Source organism: Peterkaempfera podocarpi (assembly GCF_042466665.1).
GTDB classification, from domain to species: domain Bacteria; phylum Actinomycetota; class Actinomycetes; order Streptomycetales; family Streptomycetaceae; genus Peterkaempfera; species Peterkaempfera podocarpi.
The window spans coordinates 3,282,574-3,305,988 of sequence record NZ_CP162102.1 but is presented as its reverse complement, the minus strand read 5'-3'; the positions used below and the strand labels follow the sequence as shown (position 1 = coordinate 3,305,988).

Annotated in this window: 24 protein-coding genes; 22 read left to right on the top strand and 2 right to left on the bottom strand. The window is 70.9% G+C overall.

From position 1 onward, the window contains the following. Window positions 1-63 precede the first annotated feature (63 nt). From AB0761_RS14330 to AB0761_RS14240, 19 genes are all read left to right on the top strand, one after another. Window positions 64-1,239 (top strand): LCP family protein, encoded by a 1,176-nt coding sequence (locus AB0761_RS14330; RefSeq protein WP_377269377.1) that lies wholly within the window; start codon window positions 64-66, stop codon window positions 1,237-1,239. A gap of 140 nt (window positions 1,240-1,379) precedes the next feature. Beyond that, window positions 1,380-1,601, top strand: coding sequence for a 50S ribosomal protein L31 (gene rpmE / locus AB0761_RS14325; protein WP_377269375.1), 222 nt, complete (start codon window positions 1,380-1,382; stop codon window positions 1,599-1,601). Between the two features lie 121 nt (window positions 1,602-1,722). Then, window positions 1,723-2,799: a peptide chain release factor 1 gene (gene prfA, locus AB0761_RS14320; RefSeq protein WP_377269374.1), complete on the top strand. Its 1,077-nt coding sequence runs from the start codon at window positions 1,723-1,725 to the stop codon at window positions 2,797-2,799. A 56-nt stretch (window positions 2,800-2,855) separates the two neighbouring features. After that, window positions 2,856-3,722: a peptide chain release factor N(5)-glutamine methyltransferase gene (gene prmC, locus AB0761_RS14315; protein ID WP_055589272.1), complete on the top strand. Its 867-nt coding sequence runs from the start codon at window positions 2,856-2,858 to the stop codon at window positions 3,720-3,722. A 52-nt stretch (window positions 3,723-3,774) separates the two neighbouring features. Continuing rightward, entirely contained in the window at window positions 3,775-4,422 is a 648-nt protein-coding gene (locus AB0761_RS14310; protein ID WP_377269373.1) for an L-threonylcarbamoyladenylate synthase, read from the top strand. Window positions 4,423-4,496: 74 nt separating this feature from the next. After that, complete coding sequence (locus AB0761_RS14305; protein WP_377274088.1) at window positions 4,497-5,138, top strand: protein-tyrosine-phosphatase; 642 nt, start codon at window positions 4,497-4,499, stop codon at window positions 5,136-5,138. Window positions 5,139-5,400: 262 nt separating this feature from the next. Continuing rightward, complete coding sequence (gene glyA / locus AB0761_RS14300) at window positions 5,401-6,684, top strand: serine hydroxymethyltransferase (RefSeq protein ID WP_377269371.1); 1,284 nt, start codon at window positions 5,401-5,403, stop codon at window positions 6,682-6,684. 119 nt (window positions 6,685-6,803) lie between these two features. Further along, window positions 6,804-8,117 (top strand): MraY family glycosyltransferase, encoded by a 1,314-nt coding sequence (locus AB0761_RS14295; RefSeq protein WP_377269370.1) that lies wholly within the window; start codon window positions 6,804-6,806, stop codon window positions 8,115-8,117. A 252-nt stretch (window positions 8,118-8,369) separates the two neighbouring features. Then, window positions 8,370-8,810, top strand: coding sequence for a hypothetical protein (locus tag AB0761_RS14290; protein ID WP_377274551.1), 441 nt, complete (start codon window positions 8,370-8,372; stop codon window positions 8,808-8,810). 303 nt (window positions 8,811-9,113) lie between these two features. Further along, window positions 9,114-9,920, top strand: coding sequence for a F0F1 ATP synthase subunit A (gene atpB, locus AB0761_RS14285; RefSeq protein WP_377269369.1), 807 nt, complete (start codon window positions 9,114-9,116; stop codon window positions 9,918-9,920). A gap of 93 nt (window positions 9,921-10,013) precedes the next feature. Then, window positions 10,014-10,256, top strand: a complete 243-nt coding sequence (gene atpE / locus AB0761_RS14280) for an ATP synthase F0 subunit C (protein WP_377269368.1) — start codon at window positions 10,014-10,016, stop codon at window positions 10,254-10,256. A 41-nt stretch (window positions 10,257-10,297) separates the two neighbouring features. Next, window positions 10,298-10,849 (top strand): F0F1 ATP synthase subunit B, encoded by a 552-nt coding sequence (locus AB0761_RS14275; RefSeq protein ID WP_377269367.1) that lies wholly within the window; start codon window positions 10,298-10,300, stop codon window positions 10,847-10,849. Continuing rightward, on the top strand, window positions 10,846-11,661 hold the full coding sequence (locus AB0761_RS14270) for a F0F1 ATP synthase subunit delta (protein ID WP_377269366.1): 816 nt from the start codon (window positions 10,846-10,848) through the stop codon (window positions 11,659-11,661). Before AB0761_RS14275 ends, AB0761_RS14270 begins: the two co-directional genes overlap by 4 nt. A gap of 190 nt (window positions 11,662-11,851) precedes the next feature. Continuing rightward, window positions 11,852-13,426 carry a F0F1 ATP synthase subunit alpha gene (gene atpA / locus AB0761_RS14265; protein ID WP_377269365.1) on the top strand — a complete coding sequence of 525 codons (1,575 nt, stop codon included), beginning with the start codon at window positions 11,852-11,854 and terminating at the stop codon, window positions 13,424-13,426. A gap of 27 nt (window positions 13,427-13,453) precedes the next feature. Continuing rightward, window positions 13,454-14,374, top strand: a complete 921-nt coding sequence (locus AB0761_RS14260; RefSeq protein ID WP_377269364.1) for a F0F1 ATP synthase subunit gamma — start codon at window positions 13,454-13,456, stop codon at window positions 14,372-14,374. Between the two features lie 5 nt (window positions 14,375-14,379). Further along, entirely contained in the window at window positions 14,380-15,825 is a 1,446-nt protein-coding gene (atpD, locus tag AB0761_RS14255; RefSeq protein WP_377269363.1) for a F0F1 ATP synthase subunit beta, read from the top strand. A gap of 196 nt (window positions 15,826-16,021) precedes the next feature. Continuing rightward, window positions 16,022-16,399 carry a F0F1 ATP synthase subunit epsilon gene (locus tag AB0761_RS14250; protein ID WP_377269362.1) on the top strand — a complete coding sequence of 126 codons (378 nt, stop codon included), beginning with the start codon at window positions 16,022-16,024 and terminating at the stop codon, window positions 16,397-16,399. Between the two features lie 165 nt (window positions 16,400-16,564). Further along, on the top strand, window positions 16,565-17,062 hold the full coding sequence (locus AB0761_RS14245) for a DUF2550 domain-containing protein (protein WP_377269360.1): 498 nt from the start codon (window positions 16,565-16,567) through the stop codon (window positions 17,060-17,062). Window positions 17,063-17,094: 32 nt separating this feature from the next. Beyond that, the gene (locus AB0761_RS14240) at window positions 17,095-17,667 is read left to right on the top strand and encodes a cob(I)yrinic acid a,c-diamide adenosyltransferase (protein ID WP_377269359.1); all 573 of its coding nucleotides are present in this window, start codon (window positions 17,095-17,097) and stop codon (window positions 17,665-17,667) included. A gap of 57 nt (window positions 17,668-17,724) precedes the next feature. Here the strand turns inward: AB0761_RS14240 and AB0761_RS14235 are convergent, their stop codons facing one another. Next, window positions 17,725-18,045 carry a hypothetical protein gene (locus AB0761_RS14235; protein ID WP_377269358.1) on the bottom strand — a complete coding sequence of 107 codons (321 nt, stop codon included), beginning with the start codon at window positions 18,043-18,045 and terminating at the stop codon, window positions 17,725-17,727. A 180-nt stretch (window positions 18,046-18,225) separates the two neighbouring features. Here AB0761_RS14235 and AB0761_RS14230 point away from each other — a divergent pair, with 180 nt between their 5' ends. The 3 genes from AB0761_RS14230 to AB0761_RS14220 all read left to right on the top strand — a co-directional run bounded on the left by AB0761_RS14230 (window position 18,226) and on the right by AB0761_RS14220 (window position 22,330). Continuing rightward, a complete protein-coding gene (locus tag AB0761_RS14230) occupies window positions 18,226-19,083 on the top strand; it encodes a 3-hydroxyacyl-CoA dehydrogenase family protein (protein WP_377269357.1) in 858 nt (285 codons plus the stop codon). Window positions 19,084-19,386: 303 nt separating this feature from the next. After that, the gene (locus AB0761_RS14225; protein WP_377269356.1) at window positions 19,387-19,755 is read left to right on the top strand and encodes an STAS domain-containing protein; all 369 of its coding nucleotides are present in this window, start codon (window positions 19,387-19,389) and stop codon (window positions 19,753-19,755) included. 136 nt (window positions 19,756-19,891) lie between these two features. Further along, window positions 19,892-22,330 (top strand): ATP-binding protein, encoded by a 2,439-nt coding sequence (locus AB0761_RS14220; RefSeq protein ID WP_377269355.1) that lies wholly within the window; start codon window positions 19,892-19,894, stop codon window positions 22,328-22,330. A gap of 133 nt (window positions 22,331-22,463) precedes the next feature. Here the strand turns inward: AB0761_RS14220 and nucS are convergent, their stop codons facing one another. Further along, window positions 22,464-23,123: an endonuclease NucS gene (nucS, locus tag AB0761_RS14215; RefSeq protein WP_377269354.1), complete on the bottom strand. Its 660-nt coding sequence runs from the start codon at window positions 23,121-23,123 to the stop codon at window positions 22,464-22,466. Between the last annotated feature and the right edge of the window lie 292 nt (window positions 23,124-23,415).

The window sequence follows — 23,415 nt, the reverse complement described above, 5'->3', positions numbered from 1 at the left end:
CGTCCTATTCGGGAGCCGGCCCGCGCGGATGCGTGGGAGCAGACGAAGGACGGACCGAGGGCCATGGCAGACCAGCAGAAGGACCAGCAGCCGATCTCCTCGCGGAGAGCCGGCCGGCGCGGGTTGCGGATAGCCGGGCTGTCACTCGCGGCGGTGCTGCTGGTCGCGGCGGGTTTTGGCGGCTTCGCGTACTGGAAGCTCAACCACAACATCACCAGCGTCGATCTGAACTCCCTGCTCGGCAGCGCCCGACCGCCGGCGTCCACCAACGGCGCCTTCAACATCCTGCTGCTGGGCTCGGACTCCCGTGCCGGGGCCAACCAGCGCAAGGGGGGCGGTGCCAACGACGGCACGGCGCGCTCGGACACCGCGATGGTGGTGCATGTGGAACACGACCACAGGCATGCCTCGGTGGTCTCGATCCCCAGGGATGCCCTGGTGGACCGCCCCGCCTGCACCAAGGCCGACGGCAGCACCGCGCCCGCCGTCGCGGGTGCCATGTTCAACAGCGCCTTCGAGGTGGGCGGCGCCGCCTGCGCGGTCAAGACGGCAGAGTCGGTCACCGGGCTGCGGATGGACCACTTTGTGGAGATCGACTTCGCGGGGTTCGCAAGCTTCATCGACTCCATCGGCGGCGTGGACGTCACCACCACGGTGGACATCAACGACCCGCAGAGCCGTCTGAAGCTCACCCACGGCACCCACCATCTGAGCGGGGACCAGGCTCTGGCCTTCGTCCGCACCCGGCACGGCATCGGGGACGGCAGCGACCTGGGCCGGATAGAGCTCCAGCACCAGATGCTGAAGTCGATCCTGGAGCAGGCCAGGAGCGTCGGCCTGCTCGGCAACCCGGTGAAGCTCTTCAAGGTCGCCGACACCCTCACCAGGTCCATCACCGCGGACACCGACCTGGCCTCGGTGAACGACCTGGTGGGGCTCTCCCAGACGCTCAAGGCCATCGGCCCTGACGACCTCACCCTGGTCACCCTGCCCGTCCACTACGCGCCCACCGACCCCAACCGGGTGGTGGCCACCCAGCCGCAGGCGGCCCGGCTCTGGGAGGCGCTGAAGAGCGACCGGCCGGTCCCCAAGGACGTGCTGCGGCAGCAGCCGGCCAACCCGGCCGACGCGGCGCACCCGTCCACGTCCGCCGCCCCCGGGCCGTCCGGCAGGGCCCGGCCGTCCGCCGCGGCCCGCCCGTCGGCCTCCGCGGCCGCCTGGGCGGTCCTGCACCGCTGAGACCCGCCACGCGGAATACCACGGACCCCGCCCCGGTTTGGGAAGACGCGGCCAGTCCTGGCAGACTGGTACGTCGGTCCCGGTTCACGAGCGGCACCAGCCGCACGACCCGGTACCCTCCCGATCACTAGGAGAATCCCTTGAAGCGCGACATCCACCCCGAGTACGTCGTCACCCAGGTGACCTGCACCTGTGGTGCCGAGTTCAGCACTCGCAGCACCGCCCAGGGCGGCGTCATCCGTGCCGACGTCTGCTCGCAGTGCCACCCCTTCTACACCGGCAAGCAGAAGATCCTCGACACCGGCGGCCGCGTCGCCCGCTTCGAGGCCCGCTTCGGCAAGCAGCACGCCGTCAAGAAGTAGCGACCTCCCGGCGCCGGCCGGGCGCCCCCCGCAGCATGTCTGCGGAGGGCTGCCCGACCGGCGCCGTTCGCGTCTCCCACCCCACCGCAGGACCCCAGCGCCCGGAAGAAGGCCAGCACCCATGTTCGAGGCAGTCGAAGAGCTCCTCACCGAGCACGCCGACCTCGAGAAGAGGCTGGCGGATCCGTCGGTCCACGCCGACCAGGCCAACGCCCGGAAGCTGTCCAAGCGCTATGCCGAACTCACCCCCATCACCGAGGCCTACCGCAACTGGCGGCAGACCGGTGAGGACATCGAGACCGCGCGTGAGTTCGTCGCCGACGACCCGGATTTCATCGGCGAGGTCAAGGAGCTGGAGGCGCAGCGCGAGGACCTCACCGAGCGGCTGCGGCTGCTGCTGGTCCCCCGCGACCCCAGCGACGACAAGGACGTGATCCTGGAGGTCAAGGCGGGCGAGGGCGGCGAGGAGTCGGCCCTGTTCGCCGGTGACCTGCTGCGGATGTATCTGCGGTACGCCGAGCGGGTCGGCTGGAAGACCGAGATCCTGGACGCCAACGCCTCCGACCTGGGCGGCTACAAGGACGTCCAGGTCGCGGTGAAGACCAAGGGCAGCTCCGAGCCCGGCCAGGGCGTCTGGGCGCGGCTGAAGTACGAGGGCGGGGTGCACCGGGTGCAGCGGGTCCCGGCCACCGAGTCCCAGGGCCGGATCCACACCTCCGCCGCCGGTGTGCTGGTCACCCCGGAGGCCGAGGAGGTCGAGGTCGAGATCGGCCCCAACGACCTGCGGATCGACGTGTACCGCTCCTCCGGCCCGGGCGGCCAGTCGGTGAACACCACCGACTCCGCGGTGCGCATCACCCACCTGCCCTCCGGCATCGTGGTGTCCTGCCAGAACGAGAAGAGCCAGCTCCAGAACAAGGAGCAGGCGATGCGCATCCTGCGCTCCCGGCTGCTGGCCGCCGCCCAGGAGGAGGCCGAGCGCGAGGCGTCCGACGCCCGCCGCAGCCAGGTCCGCACGGTGGACCGCTCCGAGCGGATCCGCACCTACAACTTCCCGGAGAATCGCATCTCCGACCACCGGGTGGGCTACAAGGCGTACAACTTGGACCAGGTACTCGACGGAGACCTGGACGCTGTCATCCAGTCCTGCGTGGACGCGGACGCGGCGGCCAAGCTCGCCGCGGCCCAGGAGAGCTGAACCACCACCGCCGCTCGGGGGCCCGGAAGCCGCCCGTACACCTGGAAGGGGGCCGGATGAACCTGCTGCTCGCCGAGGTGGCCCAGGCCACCCAGCGGTTGGCCGCGGCCGGCGTGCCGTCGCCGCGGTTCGACGCCGAGGAGCTCGCCGCGCACATCCACGGCGTCAAGCGCGGCCAGCTGCACACCGTCCCCGACGCGGACTTCGACGCCCGTTACTGGGAGGCCGTCGCCCGCCGCGAGGCCAGGGAGCCGCTGCAGCACATCACCGGGCGGGCGTTCTTCCGCTATCTGGAGCTCCAGGTCGGGCCGGGCGTCTTCGTCCCCCGCCCGGAGACCGAGTCCGTGGTCGACTGGGCGATAGAGGCCGTCCGCGGGATGGACGTGGCCGAGCCCCTGGTGGTCGACCTGTGCACCGGCTCCGGCGCCATCGCGCTGGCCATCGCCCAGGAGGTGCCGCGCTCCACGGTCCACGCCTTCGAGCTGGACGAGGACGCCCTGGTGTGGACCCGCCGCAACATCGACGCCAGCCCCGACCGGGCCAGGATCACCCTGCACGCGGGCGACGCCACCCGCGCCTTCGAGGGCGACCACTCCTGGAACGGCCGGTTCGACCTGGTGATCAGCAATCCGCCGTACATCCCGCTCACCGAGTGGGAGTACGTCGCCCCCGAGGCCCGCGACCACGACCCGCAGCTGGCCCTGTTCTCCGGCGAGGACGGCCTCACCGCCATCCGCGGGATCGAGCGGGTCGCCGCCAGACTGCTCCGGCCGGGCGGCGTCGTGGTGGTGGAGCACGCCGACACCCAGGGCGGCCAGGTCCCGTGGATCTTCAACGAGGACAACGGCTGGACCGACGCGGCAGACCACCGCGACCTCAACAACCGTCCCCGCTTCGCAACCGCACGCCGGGCCGTGCCGTGACCGGCAGCCCGCACACCACCACCATCAGCCAGCACAGAAGGGGCCTGCACCGATGAGCCGCCGCTACGACTGCGCCGACCCGAGCGACCGAGCGACCGGCCTGCGGGAGGCCGCCTCCGCGGTCCGCCGCGGCGAACTGGTGGTGCTTCCCACGGACACGGTGTACGGCCTGGGCGCCGACGCCTTCTCCCCGGACGCGGTCCGTGAGCTGCTGGCCGCGAAGGGCCGCGGCCGGGCGATGCCCTCGCCGGTGCTGGTGGGCTCCCCGACGACCCTGCACGGCCTGGTGACCGACTTCTCCGAGGCCGCCTGGGAGCTGGTGGACGCCTTCTGGCCGGGCGGCCTGACCCTGGTCGCACGGCACCAGCCGTCGCTCCGCTGGGACCTGGGCGACACCCGCGGCACCGTCGCCGTGCGGATGCCGCTGCACCCGGTCGCCATCGAGCTGCTGAACACCACCGGTCCCATGGCTGTCTCCAGCGCCAACCTCACCGGCGGTCCGTCCCCGGCCACCTGCGACGAGGCGGAGGCCCAGCTGGGCGACTCGGTCTCGGTCTACCTGGACGGTGGCCGCGCCGACCACGCGGTGCCCTCCTCCATCGTGGACGTCACCGGCAAGGTCCCGGTACTGCTGCGCGCGGGCGCGGTCAGCGAGGCGCAGCTCCGGGAGGTCGTACCCGACCTGGAGGCCGGCAGTTGACGGCCGCCGACACCCGGGCGCCGGGTCGGCTCACCCTTCCCGGCCAGCCCCGCGGCCACACCGCACCCCACCGGATATCGGGGCCCCTGACGGTCCCCGGCCCGGCCTCGCACGACCGCTTCCGGATCCTCTTCGTCTGCACCGGCAACATCTGCCGGTCGCCGATCGCCGAGCGGCTCACCCGGCATGAGCTCGCCGCCCGGCTCGGCGACCGGGCCGCGGCGCAGATCCTGGTGGAGAGCGCCGGCACCTGGGGCCACGAGGGTGCCCCGATGGAGGCGCACGCCGCCACGGTGCTCGGTGAGTACGGCGCCGACCCCGGTGGCTTCGCCGGCCGCGAGCTGCTGGACGAACATGTCATCGGCGCCGACCTGGTGCTCACCGCCACCCTGGACCACCGCGCCCAGGTGATCTCCATGGGCCATGCGGCGGGGCTGCGCACCTTCACGCTCAAGGAGTTCACCCGGCTGGTGCGGACGATAGACCCGGCCACCCTCCCCGACACCCTCCAGGGGGCCTCGGTGGCCGACCGCGCCCGCGCCCTGGTCCGGGCTGCGGCGGCGCTGCGGGGCTGGCTGCTGGCGTCGCCCCCGGAGGCGGACGAGGTCGACGACCCGTACGGCGCACCGATCAGCATGTTCCGCAACTGCGGCGAGGAGATCTTCCACGCCCTGGACCCGGTGGTCACCGCGCTGACCGGCGCCCGGCGCTGCTGAGGGTCCCCGCGGCTCCCCGCGCCGCCCGGGCGCCTGCGGCAGGGGCGGGAGCCCGCACACAGACGGCGGGCCGCGCCGGCGACCGGACCGGCTGAGAGTGACGCCGCCCGGCCCGGCAAGCGCCGCACACCGCTGCCGCACACCGCTGCCGCACCGACGGGCCGGCCGCCCGGTCTCCCCGGGCCGGTGCCGTGCGCGGGCGACGGCCGTACGCCAGTCCTACGCTGGACAGGAGCCACCCCGCACCTCACGGAGCCCCGCCATGACGGTCACCGAGCCCCCGTCCGCCACCTCCGACCGCACGCACGTCTGGCAGGCACCGGACGCCCTGCGCCGCACCGATCCGCAGATCGCCGACGTGCTCGCCGCAGAGGCCGCCAGGCGCCGGGAGTCCCTCCAGATGCTGGCAGGGGAGAACACCGCCTCCCAGGCCGTGCTGGCGGCCCTCTCGGGGCCACTGGTGGACAAGTACGCCGAGGGCTATCCGGGGCGCCGCCACCACACCGGCTGCGCCGCGGCGGACGCCGCCGAGCTGCTGGCCGTGGGCCGCGCCAAGGAGCTCTTCGGCGCCGACCACGCCAATGTGCAGCCGTACACCGGCACCACGGCGATGCTGGCCGCCTACGCCGCCCTGCTCTGCCCCGGGGACCGGGTGCTGGCGATGTCGCTCCAGCACGGCGGCCATCTGACCGCAGGCTCCCGGGCCAACTTCTCCGGCCGCTGGTTCCAGTTCACCGGCTACGGGGTGCGCCGCTCGGACGGCCTGATCGACCTGGACCAGGTGCGCGACCTGGCGCGGCGGGAGCGCCCCAAGGCCATCGTGGCGGGCGGCATCTCCTATCCGCGGGACATCGACTGGGCGGCGTTCCGGGAGGTCGCCGACGAGGTGGGGGCGTATCTGATCGCCGACGCGGCGCAGATCCTCGGCCTGGTGGCCGGCGGAGTGCTGTCCTCCCCGGTGCCGCATGCCGACGTGGTGGTGGGGGCCACCCACAAGATGCTCCGCGGTCCGCGCGGCGGCCTGCTGCTCTGCACCGCGGAACTGGCGGAGCGGCTGGACCGGGCGGTCTTCCCCTTCACCCAGGGCGGCCCCTCCATGCACGAGGTCGCGGCCAAGGCGGTGGCGCTCCAGGAGGCGGCCGCGCCGGAGTACGCCGACTACACCCGGGCCGCCGTGGACAATGCCCGTACCCTGGCACGGGACCTCACCGAGCAGGGGCTGCGGCCGCTCACCGGGGGGACCGACACCCATCTGGTCACCGCGGACGTCTCCTCGCTGGGTGTCAGCGGACGGGAGGCCGAACGCCGCTGCGCGGCGGTCTCCATCCTGCTGGGCAAGTGCGCCCTGCCGTACGACACGGCGCCGCCCGCGGAGGGATCCGGGGTGCGGCTGGGCACCGGGTGCGTCACCACCCAGGGGATGGGCACCGCGGAGATGGGCGAGGTGGCACGGCTTGTGGGGCGGGCGCTGCGCGACAGCGAAGGGTCCGCCGAACTGGCTGCGGAGGTCCGTGGACTGGCTCTGCGCTCGGTACCGAAGTGGTGACATTGCACTGTCGACAAAACTGCAATGCGCGCGGAGGGCGTCCATCTGAATAAGGTGTGGCCCGTGGTGTCGCTCAGCGGCGCCGCAGGCGATGAGAGGCGTGAGGTTGGAGGGCCCCGGTGCGTGAGTACCTGCTGACGCTGTTCACCACCGCCGCGGTCACCTATCTGCTGACCGCCCCGGTGCGAAAGTTCGCGATCCTGGCGGGCGCGATGCCGCCGGTGCGGGCACGTGACGTGCACCGCGAGCCGACCCCGAGGCTCGGCGGCATCGCCATGTTCGGCGGTCTCTGCGCCGGCCTGCTGATGGCTGCCCACCTCACCCACCTCAAGGCGGTCTTCCACAACGGCAGCGACGTCAAGGCGCTGCTCTCCGGCGCCGGGATCATGTGGGTGCTGGGTGTGCTGGACGACAAGTGGGGCGTGGACGCGCTGGTGAAGATGGGCGGCCAGATGGTCGCCGCCGGTGTGATGGTCTGGCAGGGCCTCACCGTGATCTCCATCCCCGTCCCGGGGGTGGGCCCGGTCTCGGTGACCCCGATGCAGGGCACCCTGATCTCGGTGCTGCTGGTCGTGATCATGGTCAATGCGGTCAACTTCATCGACGGGCTGGACGGTCTGGCGGCCGGCATGGTCTGCATCGCCGCGATGGCGTTCTTCCTGTACTCGTACCGGCTGCTGTTCGGCTACGGGGTGGAGGACGCCTCCCCGGCGGCCCTGTTCAGCGCGGTGCTGATCGGGATGTGCCTGGGCTTCCTGCCGCACAATCTGCACCCGGCCCGGATCTTCATGGGCGACTCCGGCTCCATGCTGCTCGGCCTGATGCTGGCGGTGGCGTCCATCTCCATCACCGGCCGGGTGGACCCGGACCTGATCACCGAGCAGACCGGGTCGCAGCGCGAGGCGGTCCACGCCCTGGTGCCGATCTACATCCCCCTGCTGCTGCCGCTGACCGTGGTGGCGCTGCCGCTGGCCGACCTGCTGCTGGCGGTGGTGCGCCGCACCTGGGCGGGCAAGTCGCCGTTCGCCGCCGACAAGCAGCATCTGCACCACCGGCTGCTGGAGATCGGCCACTCGCACAGCCGGGCCGTGCTGATCATGTACTTCTGGGCCGCGCTGTTCGCCTTCAGCACGGTGGCCTTCTCGGTGACCGACACCGGCCGGGTGGTGGTGCTGATCGGTGCCGGGCTCTGCCTGCTGGGCATCGTGGTGCTGCTGCTGCCGCGGTTCCGGCCGCGGGCACCCAAGGCCATCCAGCCGCTGGTCCCGCCCCGCTACCGGGACGCGGAGGTGTCCGCGGAGGGCAGCGCCGAGTCCGCCCGCGCCGGTCTGCCGCAGTTCTCGGCCGAAGACGCGGAACTGCTCCACGGGCTGGGCACGGCAGCCTCCAGGGCAGGCCGCCACCCCGGCGGCCGCAGCCGCCACGAGGGGTAGCGGCGGGCGGCTCGAACGGCCGTATGCGCTGGTCCGACAGTGTGACAACTTGCACACGAAGTTGGTAAAGCTCTCATCAAATAGTTTGTGATACCGTTCACGAGAAGCCAGGGCGCACCGTTAGGCCGTTTGCAAGAGGTCGCACGCACCCCTGGTTCACCCCTGGGCGCCCTCCGTTCACCGATCCTCGGATCGGGAGAGCCGCCTGCGGGAACCCCCGTTCTCCACCGACATGCCGACGGAGGCGCCGACATGCCGTCCAATGACGCCCAGATCCTCCGGGGGGCCGCGTACATCGCCGCCCCGGTGGGGATTGTTGCTGCCGTCCTGAGCGCTGTCCTGGCCGGGCTCCCCGGCCTGGTCGGAGCGCTTGTCGCGGTCGCTGTGGCCTTTGTCTTCTTTGGCGCCGGTCTCGCCGCTCTGATCCGGATCACGCGGGACAGTCCGCAGCTGGTGATGACGGCCGGCCTCCTGGTGTACGCGGTGCAGATCCTGCTCGCGGGCGTCTTCATCGTGGTCTTCAAGCACACGACCCTGTTCAGCGGCAGAGCCTTCGGCTTCTCGCTGCTCGCCACCGCCCTGGCGTGGGTGGCCGGCCAGGTCCGCTGGACGCTTCAGAGCAAGACCCTGTATGTCGACCCGGTTCCCTCGACCCCCGGCAAGGCGCGGTCCGAGGCGGAGCCCCGACGATGAGCAGTGCGCCTCACGCAGCGCTCCGGTGCTGCGTGAAAAGCCCCTTTCACCATCTGGTATCGTCCGGAGTCGCATCCGGCCGAGTTGGGGAGCTCCCACTCGGCATGCGACGTACCCGGAACCTCGCGGGGTCCCGGGGGTGCCCGGCCCTCGGCTCTTACGCCGAGTGGACTACGGCGGGCATGTGTCGACGCCGTCGAAAGCGCCCCGCCATCCACGTTCCCGTGCCGACTCGCGGTTCGACCTGCCGCGCCGACACATACAAGGTTGCTGTTCTGATGCGTCACGACGAAGGAGTCAACGGTGAGTAGCGCACCGGCAGTGCTTGCTGAGAGCGGATGTCACCTCAACTCCGGCTGCGGCTTCCCGGCACCCGGTCTGCACTCGTTCGACTTCCAGCCGATCTTCTCCGTCGGCAGTCTCGACTTCACCAAGCCGATGCTGCTCGCGGTCATCTGCATGCTGGCCGTTGTCGGATTCTTCTGGGCGGCCTTCGCGAAGCCGAAGGTTGTTCCCGGGAAGCTCCAGCTGGTCGGCGAGATCGGCTACACCCTGGTGGCCCGTGGAATCGCACGTGAGGTTATCGGCAAGAAGGGCGACAAGTTCGTCCCCTTCCTGACCTCGGTGTTCTTCTTCGTGTGGATCATGAACGTGATGTCCATCATCCCGTTCGCGCAGTTCCCGGTCGCGTCGCGGATCGCCTACCCGGCCGGACTGGCGCTGCTGGTGTGGATCACCTACATGTTCCTCACCTTCAAGACCCACGGATTCAAGGGCGGCGTCAAGAACCTGGTCTGGATCGAAGGCCTGCCGAAGCCGATCGTCCCGCTGATCGTGTTCCTGGAGTTCCTCCAGAACGTCATCACCAGGCCGTTCACGCTCGCAGTCCGGCTCTGGGCGAACATGTTCGCCGGCCACATGCTGATCGTGATGTTCAGCGTTGCCACCTGGTACCTGTTGACCCCGCAGATCAACGCCCTCTTCTCCGGCGCCTCCTTCGTGCTGACCATCGGTCTGACCGCGTTCGAGCTGCTGATCCAGTTCCTCCAGGCGTACATCTTCACGCTGCTCGCCTCGCTGTACATCAGCGGTGCGCTCGAGGGCCACTGACCCGGACCGCTCCCGCAGCGTTCCGCCCCATCAACCCACAGACCTCCGTTGGGAAGCCCCCCACCGGATCGCATCACAAGGACAAGGGACATCATGTCTGCTTCTCTTGAGCTCGCCGCCGCCTCCGGCGTCACCGGCAACCTCGGTGCCGTCGCCTACGGTCTCGCCGCCATTGGTCCCGGTGTCGGCATCGGTCTGGTCTTTGGTCACAGCATCGAGGCCATGGCCCGCCAGCCCGAGGCGATGCCGATCATCCGCCAGAACATGTTCCTCGGCTTCGCCCTCTGCGAGGTCCTGGCGCTGATCGGTCTGGTCGTCCCCTTCATCTTCAGCTGATCCGCCGCGATCAGTAGCCCCACTCGACGAAAGGTCCAGATGTGAACAGCATCCTGGCAGAGGCGGCGAAGGAGAACCCTCTCCTTCCGTCGTGGCCGGAGCTCATCATCGGCCTGATCTGCTTCTTCATCGTCTTCGGCTTCCTCGGCAAGAAGCTTCTCCCCTCCATCCAGAACGTCCTGGAGGAGCGTCGCGACGCGATCGAGGGCGGTATCGAGCGGGCGGCCGAGGTTCAGGCCGAGGCGCAACGCACTCTTGAGGAGTACCGCGCACAGCTCGCCGAATCCCGTCACGAGGCCGCTCGGATCACCGAGCACGCCCGTGAGCAGGGAGCCGCGATCATCGCTGAGATGCGTGAGGAAGGCCAGCGCCAGCGGGAGTCGATCATCGCTGCCGGCCACGCGCAGATCGAGGCCGACCGCCGTCAGGTGTCGACCGTGCTCCGACAGGACATGGGCCGGATCGCCACCGACCTGGCCGGGCGTGTCGTGGGCGAGTCCCTCGAGGACGCGGCCCGCCAGAGCCGGATCATCGACCGCTTCCTCGATGAGCTCGACGCCAAGGCCGCCGATGCGGAAGGCGCGTCGAGGTGAGTGGGGCCAGCCGTGAGTCCAGTGCAGCGGCCCGCGAGCGGCTGGAGGCGCTGACCGACTCGCAGTCGGTCGACGCCGCCAGGCTCGCCGAGGAGCTGCTTGCCGTGACCCGCCTGCTCGACCGCGAGGTCGGACTGCGCCGGACCCTGACCGACCCGGCACGCAGCGGCGAGGCCAAGGCCGAGCTGATCGCCTCGCTGCTGCGCGGCCAGGTCGGCTCGGACACCGTGGAGCTCGTCTCCGGGCTGGTCCGGTCGCGCTGGTCCGCTCCCCGCGACCTGGTGGACGCGGTCGAGCAGCTGGCCGCGCTGGCCGAGATCGTGGACGCGCACCGGTCCGGGGCCCTCGACGACGTCGAGGACGAGCTGTTCCGGTTCGGCCGCATCGTGGCCGGCAACCCCGGGCTCCGCGCTGCACTGACCGACCCGGCAGCCGATGCCGCCGCGAAGACGCAACTGGTGAAGCGGCTGCTGGACGGCAGGGCCAAGCCGGTCACCGTGCGGCTGATCGTTGCGCTCGTCACGCAGCCGCGAGGACGTAGCCTTGACGGTGGCCTGGAGGAGTACTCCCGGCTCGCTGCCGGCCGGCGCGACCGAGTGGTCGCTCTGGTGACGACGGCGGTCCCGCTGTCCGATCTGCAGCGTGAGCGCCTCGGTACCTCGCTGGCGAGGCTGGTCGGTCGCCAGGTGCACCTGAACGTCGTTGCGGACCCCGCGGTCCTCGGCGGTATCAGGGTGCAGATCGGTGACGAGATCATCGAAGGCACCATCGCGAGCCGTCTCGACAGCGCGCGGCAGGGCCTCGCAGGGTGATGTCTCCCGCGGGACACCCCGCGGGAAGCATCGGAGAGCACAGAGATCCGACCCTCGGTCGGGACGTCGGCACCACCGTGTCGGCACAAGCAAAGGCCGGTACCCACCGATGGCACCGGCCGGGAGTCGAATACTTGCGGCCCTCCACGGGCGGGCCGAGGATCGCAACCTAGGAGAGCAGGGAACCCAGATGGCGGAGCTCACGATCCGGCCGGAGGAGATCCGGGACGCACTGGCGAACTTCGTCCAGTCGTACCAGCCGGACGCCGCCTCGCGTGAAGAGGTCGGCACGGTCACCGAGGCGATGGACGGCATCGCCAAGGTCGAGGGCCTTCCCTCGGTCATGGCAAGCGAGCTGCTGAAGTTTGAGGACGGCACCCTCGGCCTTGCACTGAACCTCGACACCCGCGAGATCGGCGTCGTCGTGCTCGGCGACTTCAGCGGTATCGAGGAGGGCCAGACGGTCCGCCGCACCGGCGAGGTGCTGTCCGTGTCGGTCGGCGACGGCTACCTCGGCCGCGTTGTCGACCCGCTGGGCAACCCGATCGACGGTCTCGGCGAGATCGAGGCCACTGGCCGCCGTGCCCTGGAGCTGCAGGCCCCCGGCGTCATGGTCCGCAAGTCGGTCCACGAGCCGCTGCAGACCGGCATCAAGGCCATCGACGCGATGACCCCGATCGGCCGCGGTCAGCGCCAGCTGATCATCGGCGACCGCCAGACCGGCAAGACCGCGGTGGCGATCGACACCATCATCAACCAGCGTGACAACTGGCGGTCCGGCGACCCCAAGAAGCAGGTCCGCTGCGTCTACGTCGCCATCGGCCAGAAGGGCTCCACCATCGCGTCCGTTCGCGGCGCGCTGGAGGAGGCCGGCGCTCTGGAGTACACCACCATCGTCGCCGCCCCGGCGTCGGACCCGGCGGGCTTCAAGTACCTCGCCCCCTACACGGGTTCCGCCATCGGCCAGGAGTGGATGTACGACGGAAAGCACGTCCTGATCATCTTCGACGACCTGTCGAAGCAGGCCGAGGCCTACCGCTCCGTCTCCCTGCTGCTGCGCCGCCCGCCGGGCCGTGAGGCCTACCCGGGTGACGTCTTCTACCTGCACTCTCGCCTGCTGGAGCGCTGCGCCAAGCTCTCCGACGAGCTGGGTGCCGGTTCGATGACCGGTCTGCCGATCATCGAGACCAAGGCCAACGACGTCTCGGCGTACATCCCGACCAACGTCATCTCGATCACCGACGGCCAGTGCTTCCTGGAGTCCGATCTGTTCAACGCCGGCATCCGCCCGGCTGTGAACGTCGGTATCTCGGTCTCCCGAGTCGGCGGCTCCGCGCAGATCAAGGCCATGAAGTCGGTCGCCGGCCGGCTTCGCCTGGACCTCGCCCAGTTCCGTGAGCTGGAGGCCTTCGCGGCATTCGGTTCCGACCTGGACGCGGCCTCCAAGGCCCAGCTGGAGCGCGGTGCCCGCATGGTCGAGCTGCTGAAGCAGGGCCAGTACGCGCCGTTCCCGGTCGAGGAGCAGGTCGTCTCCATCTGGGCCGGTACCACCGGCAAGCTGGACGACGTTCCGGTCGCCGACATCCGCCGCTTCGAGCGCGAGTTCCTCGACACGCTGCGGGTGGAGCACAAGCAGCTGCTCTCCGGCATCGTCGAGACCGGCAAGCTCGAGGACGGCACCATCGACGCGCTGACTGCCGCGATCGCTTCCTTCAAGCAGGGCTTCGAGACCTCCGAGGGCAAGCTGCTCGGCGAGTCGGCCTGAAGCCGGACGGAAAGGACGTAACGACCCATGGGAGCACAGCTTCGGGTCTACAAGCGCCGGATCCGCTCCGTCTCCGCGACCAAGAAGATCACCAAGGCGATGGAGATGATCTCCGCGTCGCGCATCGTCAAGGCGCAGCGCGCGGTGGCTGCCTCCACCCCCTACGCGAACGAGCTCACCTCCGCGGTGGCCGCGGTCGCAGCCCGCTCCAATGCCAAGCACCCGCTGACCACCGAGAATCCTGACGCCACGCGCGCCGCGGTCCTCCTGGTCACCGCGGACCGCGGGCTGGCCGGCGGCTACTCCTCCAACGCCATCAAGGCGGCGGCGCAGCTCACTGAGCGCCTCCAGGCCGAGGGCAAGGAGGTGGTGACGTACATCGTGGGCCGCAAGGGTGTCGCGTTCTACAACTTCCGCAACCGCCCCATCGCGGAGTCGTGGACGGGCTTCTCGGACAAGCCGACCTATGCGGATGCCAAGACCGTCGGAAGGACCCTCATCGAGGCCTTCGTGACGGACACGGCAGACGGCGGAGTCGACGAACTGCACGTGGTGTCCACCGAGTTTGTGTCGATGCTGACGCAGAACCCGGTCGACGCCCGGCTGCTGCCGCTGAGTCTGGAGGACGTCCAGACCGACGGTGCGGCGGGCGAGCAGAAGGAGATCTTCCCGCTCTACGAGTTCGAGCCGTCGGCAGAGGGCGTGCTCGATGCGCTGCTTCCGCAGTACGTTGAGAGTCGGATCTACAATGCGCTGCTCCAGTCGGCGGCCTCCGAGCACGCCGCGCGGCGGCGTGCGATGAAGTCGGCGACGGACAACGCCGAGGAACTCATCAAGTCGCTCACGCGGCTTGCCAACTCGGCCCGTCAGGCCGAGATCACCCAGGAAATCAGCGAGATCGTCGGTGGCGCCAACGCCCTGGCCGACGCTAGCGCGGGGAGTGACTGACAACTATGACTGCCACTGTTGAGACGGCCACGGCGACGGGCCGCGTCGCGCGGGTCATCGGCCCGGTCGTCGACGTGGAGTTCCCCGTCGACGCGATGCCGGAGATGTTCAACGCCCTGCACGTCGAGGTGGACAGCCCCGACGGCACCGGCCGGAAGACGCTGACCCTGGAGGTCGCCCAGCACCTGGGTGACGGCCTGGTCCGCGCCATCTCGATGCAGCCGACCGACGGCCTGGTCCGCGGCGCCGCTGTCTCCGACACAGGTTCGGCGATCTCCGTCCCGGTCGGCGACATCACCAAGGGCAAGGTCTTCAACGCCCTCGGCGAGGTGCTCAACACCGACCCGGCGGAGTTCAACGCCCAGGTCACCACGCGTTGGCCGATCCACCGCAAGGCCCCCAACTTCGACCAGCTCGAGTCCAAGACCGAGATGTTCGAGACCGGTATCAAGGTCATCGACCTGCTCACCCCGTATGTCACGGGTGGCAAGATCGGTCTGTTCGGTGGTGCGGGTGTCGGCAAGACCGTCCTCATCCAGGAGATGATCTACCGCGTCGCCGAGAACTTCGGTGGTGTGTCGGTCTTCGCCGGCGTGGGCGAGCGGACCCGTGAGGGCAACGACCTCATCGAGGAGATGACCGACTCGGGCGTTCTGGACAAGACCGCGCTGGTCTTCGGCCAGATGGACGAGCCGCCGGGCACTCGTCTGCGTGTCGCGCTTTCGGCGCTCACCATGGCCGAGTACTTCCGCGACGTGCAGCAGCAGGACGTGCTGCTCTTCATCGACAACATCTTCCGGTTCACCCAGGCCGGTTCCGAGGTGTCGACCCTGCTCGGCCGTATGCCCTCCGCGGTGGGCTACCAGCCGAACCTGGCCGACGAGATGGGCCTCCTCCAGGAGCGCATCACCTCGACCCGCGGTCACTCGATCACCTCCATGCAGGCGATCTACGTCCCTGCGGACGACCTGACCGACCCGGCCCCGGCCACCACCTTCGCCCACCTCGACGCGACGACGGTTCTCTCCCGTCCGATCTCGGAGAAGGGCATCTACCCCGCGGTGGACCCGCTGGACTCCACCTCCCGCATCCTGGACCCGCGCTACATCGCGCAGGACCACTACGACACGGCGATCCGTATCAAGGGGATCCTGCAGAAGTACAAGGACCTCCAGGACATCATCGCCATCCTCGGTATCGACGAGCTGGGCGAGGAGGACAAGCTCACCGTGTGGCGTGCCCGCCGGATCGAGCGCTTCCTCTCGCAGAACACCTACGTGGCGAAGCAGTTCACCGGTGTCGACGGTTCGACCGTGCCGCTCTCCGAGAGCATCGAGGCCTTCAACGCGATCGCCGACGGCAAGTACGACCACGTTCCCGAGCAGGCCTTCTTCATGTGCGGCGGCATTGACGACCTGGAGCGGAACGCTGCCGAGCTGCTGAAGAAGTAGCAGTCGCCAGGTCGCGGACATGAGCGCAGAGGGGCGGGCCCTGGGGCACCGGGGACCGCCCCTTTCCGCTCGCCGTCCGCACAACAGGCCGGGTTCCGGCCTTCCTCACCCTCCGGTTTCGATCCGGGGGCAGGGACCGTTATTGTTACCGGAACCGCCGGTGTATCAGGCGGTTTCAAGACCCGAGGAGCCAACGTTGGCTGAGCTGCACGTCGAGCTGGTCGCGGCCGACCGCAAGGTGTGGTCCGGCACGGCCACCATCGTCGTCGCCCGGACCATGGCCGGTGACATCGGTATCCAGCCCGGACACATCCCGGTGCTGAGCGTCCTGGAGTCCGGCCCGGTCACCATCCGCCAGGCGGACGGCGGCACGGTCATCGCCGCCGTGCACGGTGGTTTCATCTCGTTCGCGGACAACAAGCTGTCGCTGCTCGCCGAGATCGCCGAGCTGGCGGACGAGATCGACGTCGCCCGAGCGGAGCGCGCCCTGGAGCGGGCCCGCCACGAGACCGACGCTCATGCCGAGCATCGCGCCGAGGTCCGACTGGTGGCTGCGTCGCACCGGGCCGCCTGAGACCGCGACGGATGATGACGAGGAACAGAGCTTGACCGGCGGTCCCGGGGGCGCTTCGGCAGTGACCCCGGGACCGCCGTATCGGTTGATACGGGTAGGCAGGCGCGCAGGACCCGCGCACCGGCCGGACCCAGGGGAAGCGCGAGTGCGAGGAGGTCGGTGAGCATGGTCCTCGCCCTTGTGGTGTGTGCGGTGGTCGTAGGCGTGGGAGTGGCCGGCCTGGTGGTCTTCGCCCTGCGCCGGAGGCTGATCCAGAGGGTCGGCGGCACCTTCGACTGCAGCCTCCGGCTCAGAATGCCCGTCCGGGCCGACACACCGCCCCCCACCGACGACGACGAACCCGCCCCCGCCCCGGCCCCCGCGGCCGACGGCAAGGGGTGGGTTTTCGGTATCGCCCGCTACAGCGGCGACTCCATCGAATGGTTCCGGGTCTTCTCCTATGCACCGCGCCCCCGCCGGGTGCTGCCCCGGTCCGAGATCGAGGTGCTGGGCCGCCGCTATCCCGCAGGGCAGGAGGAGCTGGCCCTGCTCTCGGGCTCGGTGGTGCTCCGCTGTCTGCACCGGGGCGCACCGCTGGAGCTCGCCATGAGCGAGGACGCCCTCACCGGCTTCCTGGCCTGGCTGGAAGCCGCCCCGCCCGGGCAGCGGGTCAACGTCGCCTGACGGCTCCGGCTACCGCTGGGTAGGCTGCAGCCATGGTCAACCTCACCCGGATCTACACCCGCACCGGCGACGACGGCACCACCGCGCTGGGCGACATGAGCCGCACCACCAAGACCGACCCCCGGCTGATCGCCTACGCCGACTCCAACGAGGCCAACGCGGCCATCGGGGTTGCCCTCGCCGTCGGCGCCCTGCCCGAGGACGTCGGCGCGGTGCTCACCCGGGTCCAGAACGACCTCTTCGACGTCGGCGCGGACCTGGCCACCCCGGTGGTCGAGAACCCCCAGTACCCGCCGCTGCGGGTGCTGCAGAGCTATATCGACCGGCTCGAGGCCGACTGCGACACCTACCTGGAGCAGCTGGAGAAGCTGCGCAGCTTCATCCTCCCCGGCGGCACCCCCGGCGCCGCCCATCTCCACCTGGCCTGCACCGTCGTCCGCCGCGCCGAGCGTGCCACCTGGGCCGCCATCGAGGTCCACGGGGAGAGCGTCAACCCCCTGACGGCCAAGTACCTCAACCGCCTCTCCGACCTGCTCTTCATCCTGGCCCGGATCGCCAACAAGGAGCAGGGCGACGTCCTCTGGGTCCCGGGCGAGAACCGCTGACGCCGCTGCTCCACCGGGTAGCGGTGGAAGGCGGACGTGTCGACGGAGAAGCCCGGCTCAGGCGGGCGGGCCGGCCAGTACTCCGCGGGCGCGGGCGGCGTCGTCGGGCCAGACCATCACCCGGGCGCCCTGGGTGGTGTGCACCACGGTGCTGCGGATCCCCGCATCGTCCAGCAGCCGGGTCAGCCGCAGCGCCTCCTCCGCGTCCTGCGGCGCGGCCACACTCACCAGCAGCCCGTACTCGCCCGGAGGGCCCGACCGCGGCACCCGGGCGACCAGCGACTTCCCCCCGCTGAACGTCCAGCGCAGCAGGAGCACCAGCACCGCCACCACGACCAGCGACACCACGAGTCCGAGCAGCGGACCGAGACTGTCCACCGGCGCCCACCTCCCCTGTGCCTGGGCCGTCCCGCCCTATGGGCGAACCGGACGGAGATCACACCCTTCATTCTCACCACAGCAGGGCGCCCGACGTTAGAGTCCCGACCGGAGCGGCGCGGCTCGGGCGGTGACCCCTGCCCGCGGCCGGAGTGCCGGACGGGATGTGGGAGGAACAGCGTGAGCAAGAAGATCGCCGTCGTCGGGGCCGGCCTGATGGGTTCCGGTATCGCCCAGGTGTCCGCGCAGGCGGGGTACCAGGTGGTGCTGAGGGATGTCACCGAGGAGGCGCTTCAGCGCGGTCTGGGCGGCATCAGGGCCTCGTACGAGCGGTTTGTGGCCAAGGGGAAGCTGTCGGCCGAGGACGCGGAGGCCGCGCTGGGCCGGATCACCACCACCAAGGACCTGGCGGCCGCGGCCGACGCCGACCTGATCGTGGAGGCGGTGTTCGAGAAGCTCGAGGTCAAGCAGGAGGTCTTCCGCGAGCTCGACCGCATCGCCCGGGACGGCGCGGTACTGGCCACCAACACCTCGGCCATCCCGATCACCCGGATCGCCGCGGTCACCCGGCGGCCCGAGAGCGTGGTCGGCACCCACTTCTTCTCGCCGGTGCCGATGATGCAGCTCTGCGAGCTGGTGCGGGGTTACAAGACCAGCGACGAGACCCTCGCCGAGGCCCGCGCCTTCGCGGAGGGGGTCGGCAAGACGGTGATCGTGGTAAACCGCGATGTCGCCGGCTTTGTCACCACCCGGCTGATCTCCGCCCTCGTGGTGGAGGCGACCCGGCTCTACGAGTCCGGGGTGGCCACCGCCGAGGACATCGACACCGCTTGCCGGCTGGGCTTCGGCCATGCCATGGGCCCGCTCGCCACCGCCGACCTCACCGGTGTCGACATCCTGCTGAACGCCAGCCGGAACATCTACACCGAGACCCAGGACGAGAAATTCGCACCGCCGGAGATCATGGCGCGAATGGTGACCGCGGGTGACCTCGGCCGCAAGAGCGGCCGTGGTTTCTATCCATACGAAGAGAAGTGATCGCCGGCGGCGGACGCCCGGTATCGACGGGCGTCTGCCGCCGTGCATCCCGGGGTGAACTTGCTCACCTCTGCGCCGTGACGGGTGATTCCGGCGCCCGATTGGGCTGTAATCGAGCCAGGGACGAAGAGGGATCTCTCTATATTCCCCCGGACGAGTGAATTCGCTTCAGATTTCGTCTGCACCCAGCAACCTGCACACCTGGTCCGGCGTCAGAAGAGAGAAGCACACCTGGAACGGGCACCTGAGGCGGCGCCACCGGCCGCACGGGGGCATGCGGGAGGAAAGCGGAGGAGAAGGGGCATGCGCATCACGGGCGACCACGCCGAGCTGGCCGTCGAAGGGCGCCTCGACGTGCGCACCGCGGCGGACGCGCGGGCCGTGCTGCACGAGGCGGTGGACGGCGGCCGGGGCGATCTGGTGCTGGACCTCGCCCGGCTGGACTCCTGGGACGCCACCGGCCTCGGCGTGATCATGGGAACCCATCGGCGGGCCGGGCGGATCGGCCGCAGGCTGGTGCTGCGAGCCGTCCCCGGGCAGCTCCAGCGGCTTCTGGTGGCCACCCGGCTGCATCGCATCCTGGCCATCGAGGGCGCCGTCTGCGAGCCCGGTGGGGCCACCCTCCCGGGGGCCGGCAGCGCCGCCCCGGCGGCGGCCGCAGCCCGCGCCTGAAGCCCGGGGTTGGTCGCCGGGGAGCGAGGGTCTAGGGTTCGCCATCGAGAGGCCCACCACGGCACCCGAAGGCGGTGCGCGGCACGGGCGGCCGACCGGTCCTCCGGTCACGGTCTACAGGGGCGGAGCGACGACGATGAAGCCATCACCCGGGGACTCCCTGCCCGGTGAACCCGGGGGCACCGGAGAGCGGCGCGACACCTCCGCGCTCCCGGCCGTCCGGGTACCCGCCGAGGACGCCCTTCCGGCGGTCCGCGCCGCGGAGTCCGCGCCCGCCCTCACGGCACCCACCGAGGAGACCGCGAGGATCCGGACCGGTGAGATCGTGGCCGGCCGCTTCCTGGTGGGCATAGGCGCACCGCGCGGATCCGACGCCCGGCTCTGCCCCGCCGACCGGATACCCCAGCCGGAGCCGCTCGCCCGCTCCGGCAGTGTCCGCCCCGACTCCACCGTGCCGACCGCGCCGGTGGTGCTCGGCACCGGCCCCGGCGGCACCCCGCTGCTGGAGCGCCGCGCCGAGGTGGAGCGCCTGCGCGGGCTGCTCTCCCGGGGCCGCTCCGTCCGGATCACCGGTTCCGAGGGCTCGGGCCGCAGCGCGCTGCTGAGCGCGGTCGCCGACTCGTGCGCGGGCCTCGCGCCCGACGGGGTGGTACGGCTCACCGGCTACCGGCGCAGCCTCGGCGACCTCCTCCAGGACCTCTTCGCAGCCACCCACCGCGCCCCCGGCTACCGTCCGGACCGCCACCGCCTGCCGCAGCTGCTGGCCCGGGTGGGCGCCATCGTGGTGGTCGACGACATGGAGCTGGGCGGAGCCGCGCTGGAGGAACTCCTCGACAGCGCCCCGGAGTGCGCCTTCCTGATCGCCAGCACCCCTGACGTGGCCTCGCCGGTGGCCGGCTCGCGGATCGAGGAGAGCGAGCTGGTCCTGCTCTCCCGCGATGCCTGCCTGGAGCTGCTGACCGCCCTCGCCGGACGCCCCCTGGACGATGTGGAGCGGGCCTGGGCGGTGGACCTGTGGTTCGAGTCCGAGGGGCTGCCGCTGCGCTTCGTCCAGGCCGGTGCACTGCTGCGGCACCGCGATGTCGCCGCGGACGCCCTGGCCGTCGCCCGTGAGGAGCGCGCCAACCTCTTCGGCGGCCACGCAGACTACGACCCCGACCTGGACGACTCCCCGGACGCCCAGGAGGAGGCGCTGCGGCGGGCCGTGCCGCTGCCTTCGGTCGCCGAGAGCGCCGCCCCCGCCGTCCGGATCGCCGCCGGCCTCGGCGCCCCCGCCCGCGCCGTACTGCAGCTCGCCGTCGCACTCGGCGGCCAGTGCCCCACCGCACCCCATCTGCCCGCCCTGATCGACGTGGGCCAGGGCGAGACCGCCCTGCGCGAGCTGGTCGACTGCGGCCTCGCCGTCTCCACGGGCGAGCACCACCGGCTCACCACAGGTGTCGCCTCGCTGCTCGCCGCGGAGTGGGCCGAACGCGACACCGCCCATGGCGCGGCCCAGCACTTCGCCTGGTGGGTCGGCCATGCCTCGGTCAGCCCCGAGCAGATCGCGGCCGAGGCCCAGGTGCTGATCGCGGCGATGTACGCGGACCGCGACAGCGGCCGGCACAGCTCCGTGGCACTGCTGGCCCGCGCCGCCGCCCCGGCCTTCGCCCTGGCGCTGCGCTGGGGGGCCTGGGAGCAGGCCCTGCGGCTCGGCCTGGAGGCGGCCCGGGCCACCGGCGCGGTGGCCGACGAGACCTGGTTCCACCATGAGCTGGGCGTGCTGGCCCTGGTGACGGGTGTGGAGGACCGGGCACGCGCCGAGTTCGAGGCGGCTGTCGCGCTGCGCGGTGCGCTGGGGGACTCCGCCGGGGCCGCCGTGGCGCGGCGGATGCTGACGCTGCTCGCCGGCAGCGGCGCCGCAGCCCTGCCTGCGGGCGGCGTACCGGCCCAGACCCGCTCGATGGGCCAGATCCCCTGGCGCCGCAAGGGCACCGGCAAACAGGGCGGCCAGCCCGGGCGGCGCCGCAATGTCCTGGCGGCGGGCGCGGGAGTGGTCGTGCTCGCCGCGCTGGGCACGGTCGTCGGACTGACCACCACGGACGGCAGCGCGACGCCGCCCGGGCCGAGCAGCACCACACCGGACTTCTCGGTGGACGTGGACATCCCGACGGACGCCGCAGGACTGGACGGTTCGGCCGCTCCGGGCTCCCCGGCCGCCTCGGGGTCGGCGTCCGCCTCGGCGTCCCCCTCCGCCTCGGCCAGCGGAACCGCGCAGGGCAGCACACAGCCGTCCGGCGGCAGCACCACCGGACCGGGCGACGGCTCGACCCCCGGCGGCGGGGCGACGGACACGGCGACCCAGACGCCCGGTCAGGGCGGCGGCCACGGTCCGAGCCGCACCCCGTCCCCGAGCCGCACCACCGGCTGGCCCTCGGCGTCCACCCCGCCCGCCAGCCCGTCGTCGAAGCCGACGACCACGCCGCCCACCACCCCGCCGGCCTCGCCGACCAGCCCGACGCCGCCGGCCTCGCCCACGGACACCCCAACGGACACCACCGGCGCCGCCACCACCGACCAGGCGTCGACCCCCTGATCCGGTCCGGGTCCCACCCCCGACGTCCGATGAGTCGGGCGGGCCGCCGCAGTGCGGCGGCCCGCCCACCGTCGGCAGGACTCCTCCGTGCTCACGACCCGGCTCACGACCTGCCGAGCGGGGCCGGGCCCGGCTAGAACAGCCTCAGCTTGTCGTCCTCGATACCGCGCAGCCCGTCGTAGTCCAGCACCACGCAGCCGATGCCCCGGTCGGTGGCCAGCACCTTTGCCTGCGGCTTGATCTCCTGGGCGGCGAAGACGCCCTTGACCGGGGCCAGCAGCGGGTCGCGGTTGAGCAGCTCCAGATAGCGGGTGAGCTGCTCGACGCCGTCGATCTCGCCGCGCCGCTTGATCTCCACGGCGACGGTGGCGCCGGAGGCGTCCCGGCAGAGGATGTCCACCGGACCGATGGCGGTGGGGTACTCGCGGCGGATCAGCGTCCAGCCCTCGCCGAGCACCTCCATGCGGTCGGCGAGCAGCTCCTGGAGATGGGCCTCCACCCCGTCCTTGATCAGGCCGGGGTCCACGCCGAGCTCATGGGAGGAGTCGTGCAGCACCTCTTCCAGGGTGATGATCAGCTTCTCGCCGGCCTTGTTGAGGACTGTCCATGAGCCGTCGGCCTCCTTGAGCGTGCACGGCGGGGACATCCAGTTGAGCGGTTTGTAGGCACGGTCGTCCGCATGGATCGAGACGGAGCCGTCCGCCTTGAGGATCACCAGACGCTTGGCGAGCGGAAGGTGGGCGGAGAGGCGGCCGACGTAGTCCACGGTGCAGCGGGCGATGAGGAGACGCATGGGGGCCAGCCTACGGGTTTCGGGAACCCTGCTCCGGCGCGATGGGTGCGCTGGGGGCGCGACGGTGAGACGCACGGTCGCACGTACGGGCCGTGCGGGGCCAATCGGTGCGAGTCGCGGCAAGACGGGCGCCCGGCGGCGCCGTACGTCAGACCCTGGCAGGGGTGGAGCACCGATCGAGCCCGATTCGGGTGACCGGATCCGGCTGCCGATCCCTGGTGGGTTCCGTACTCAGTGGCTTACGGTGTGTCACTAAGACGGGTGAGGGGGTGCTTATCTGACGGCGGATGAT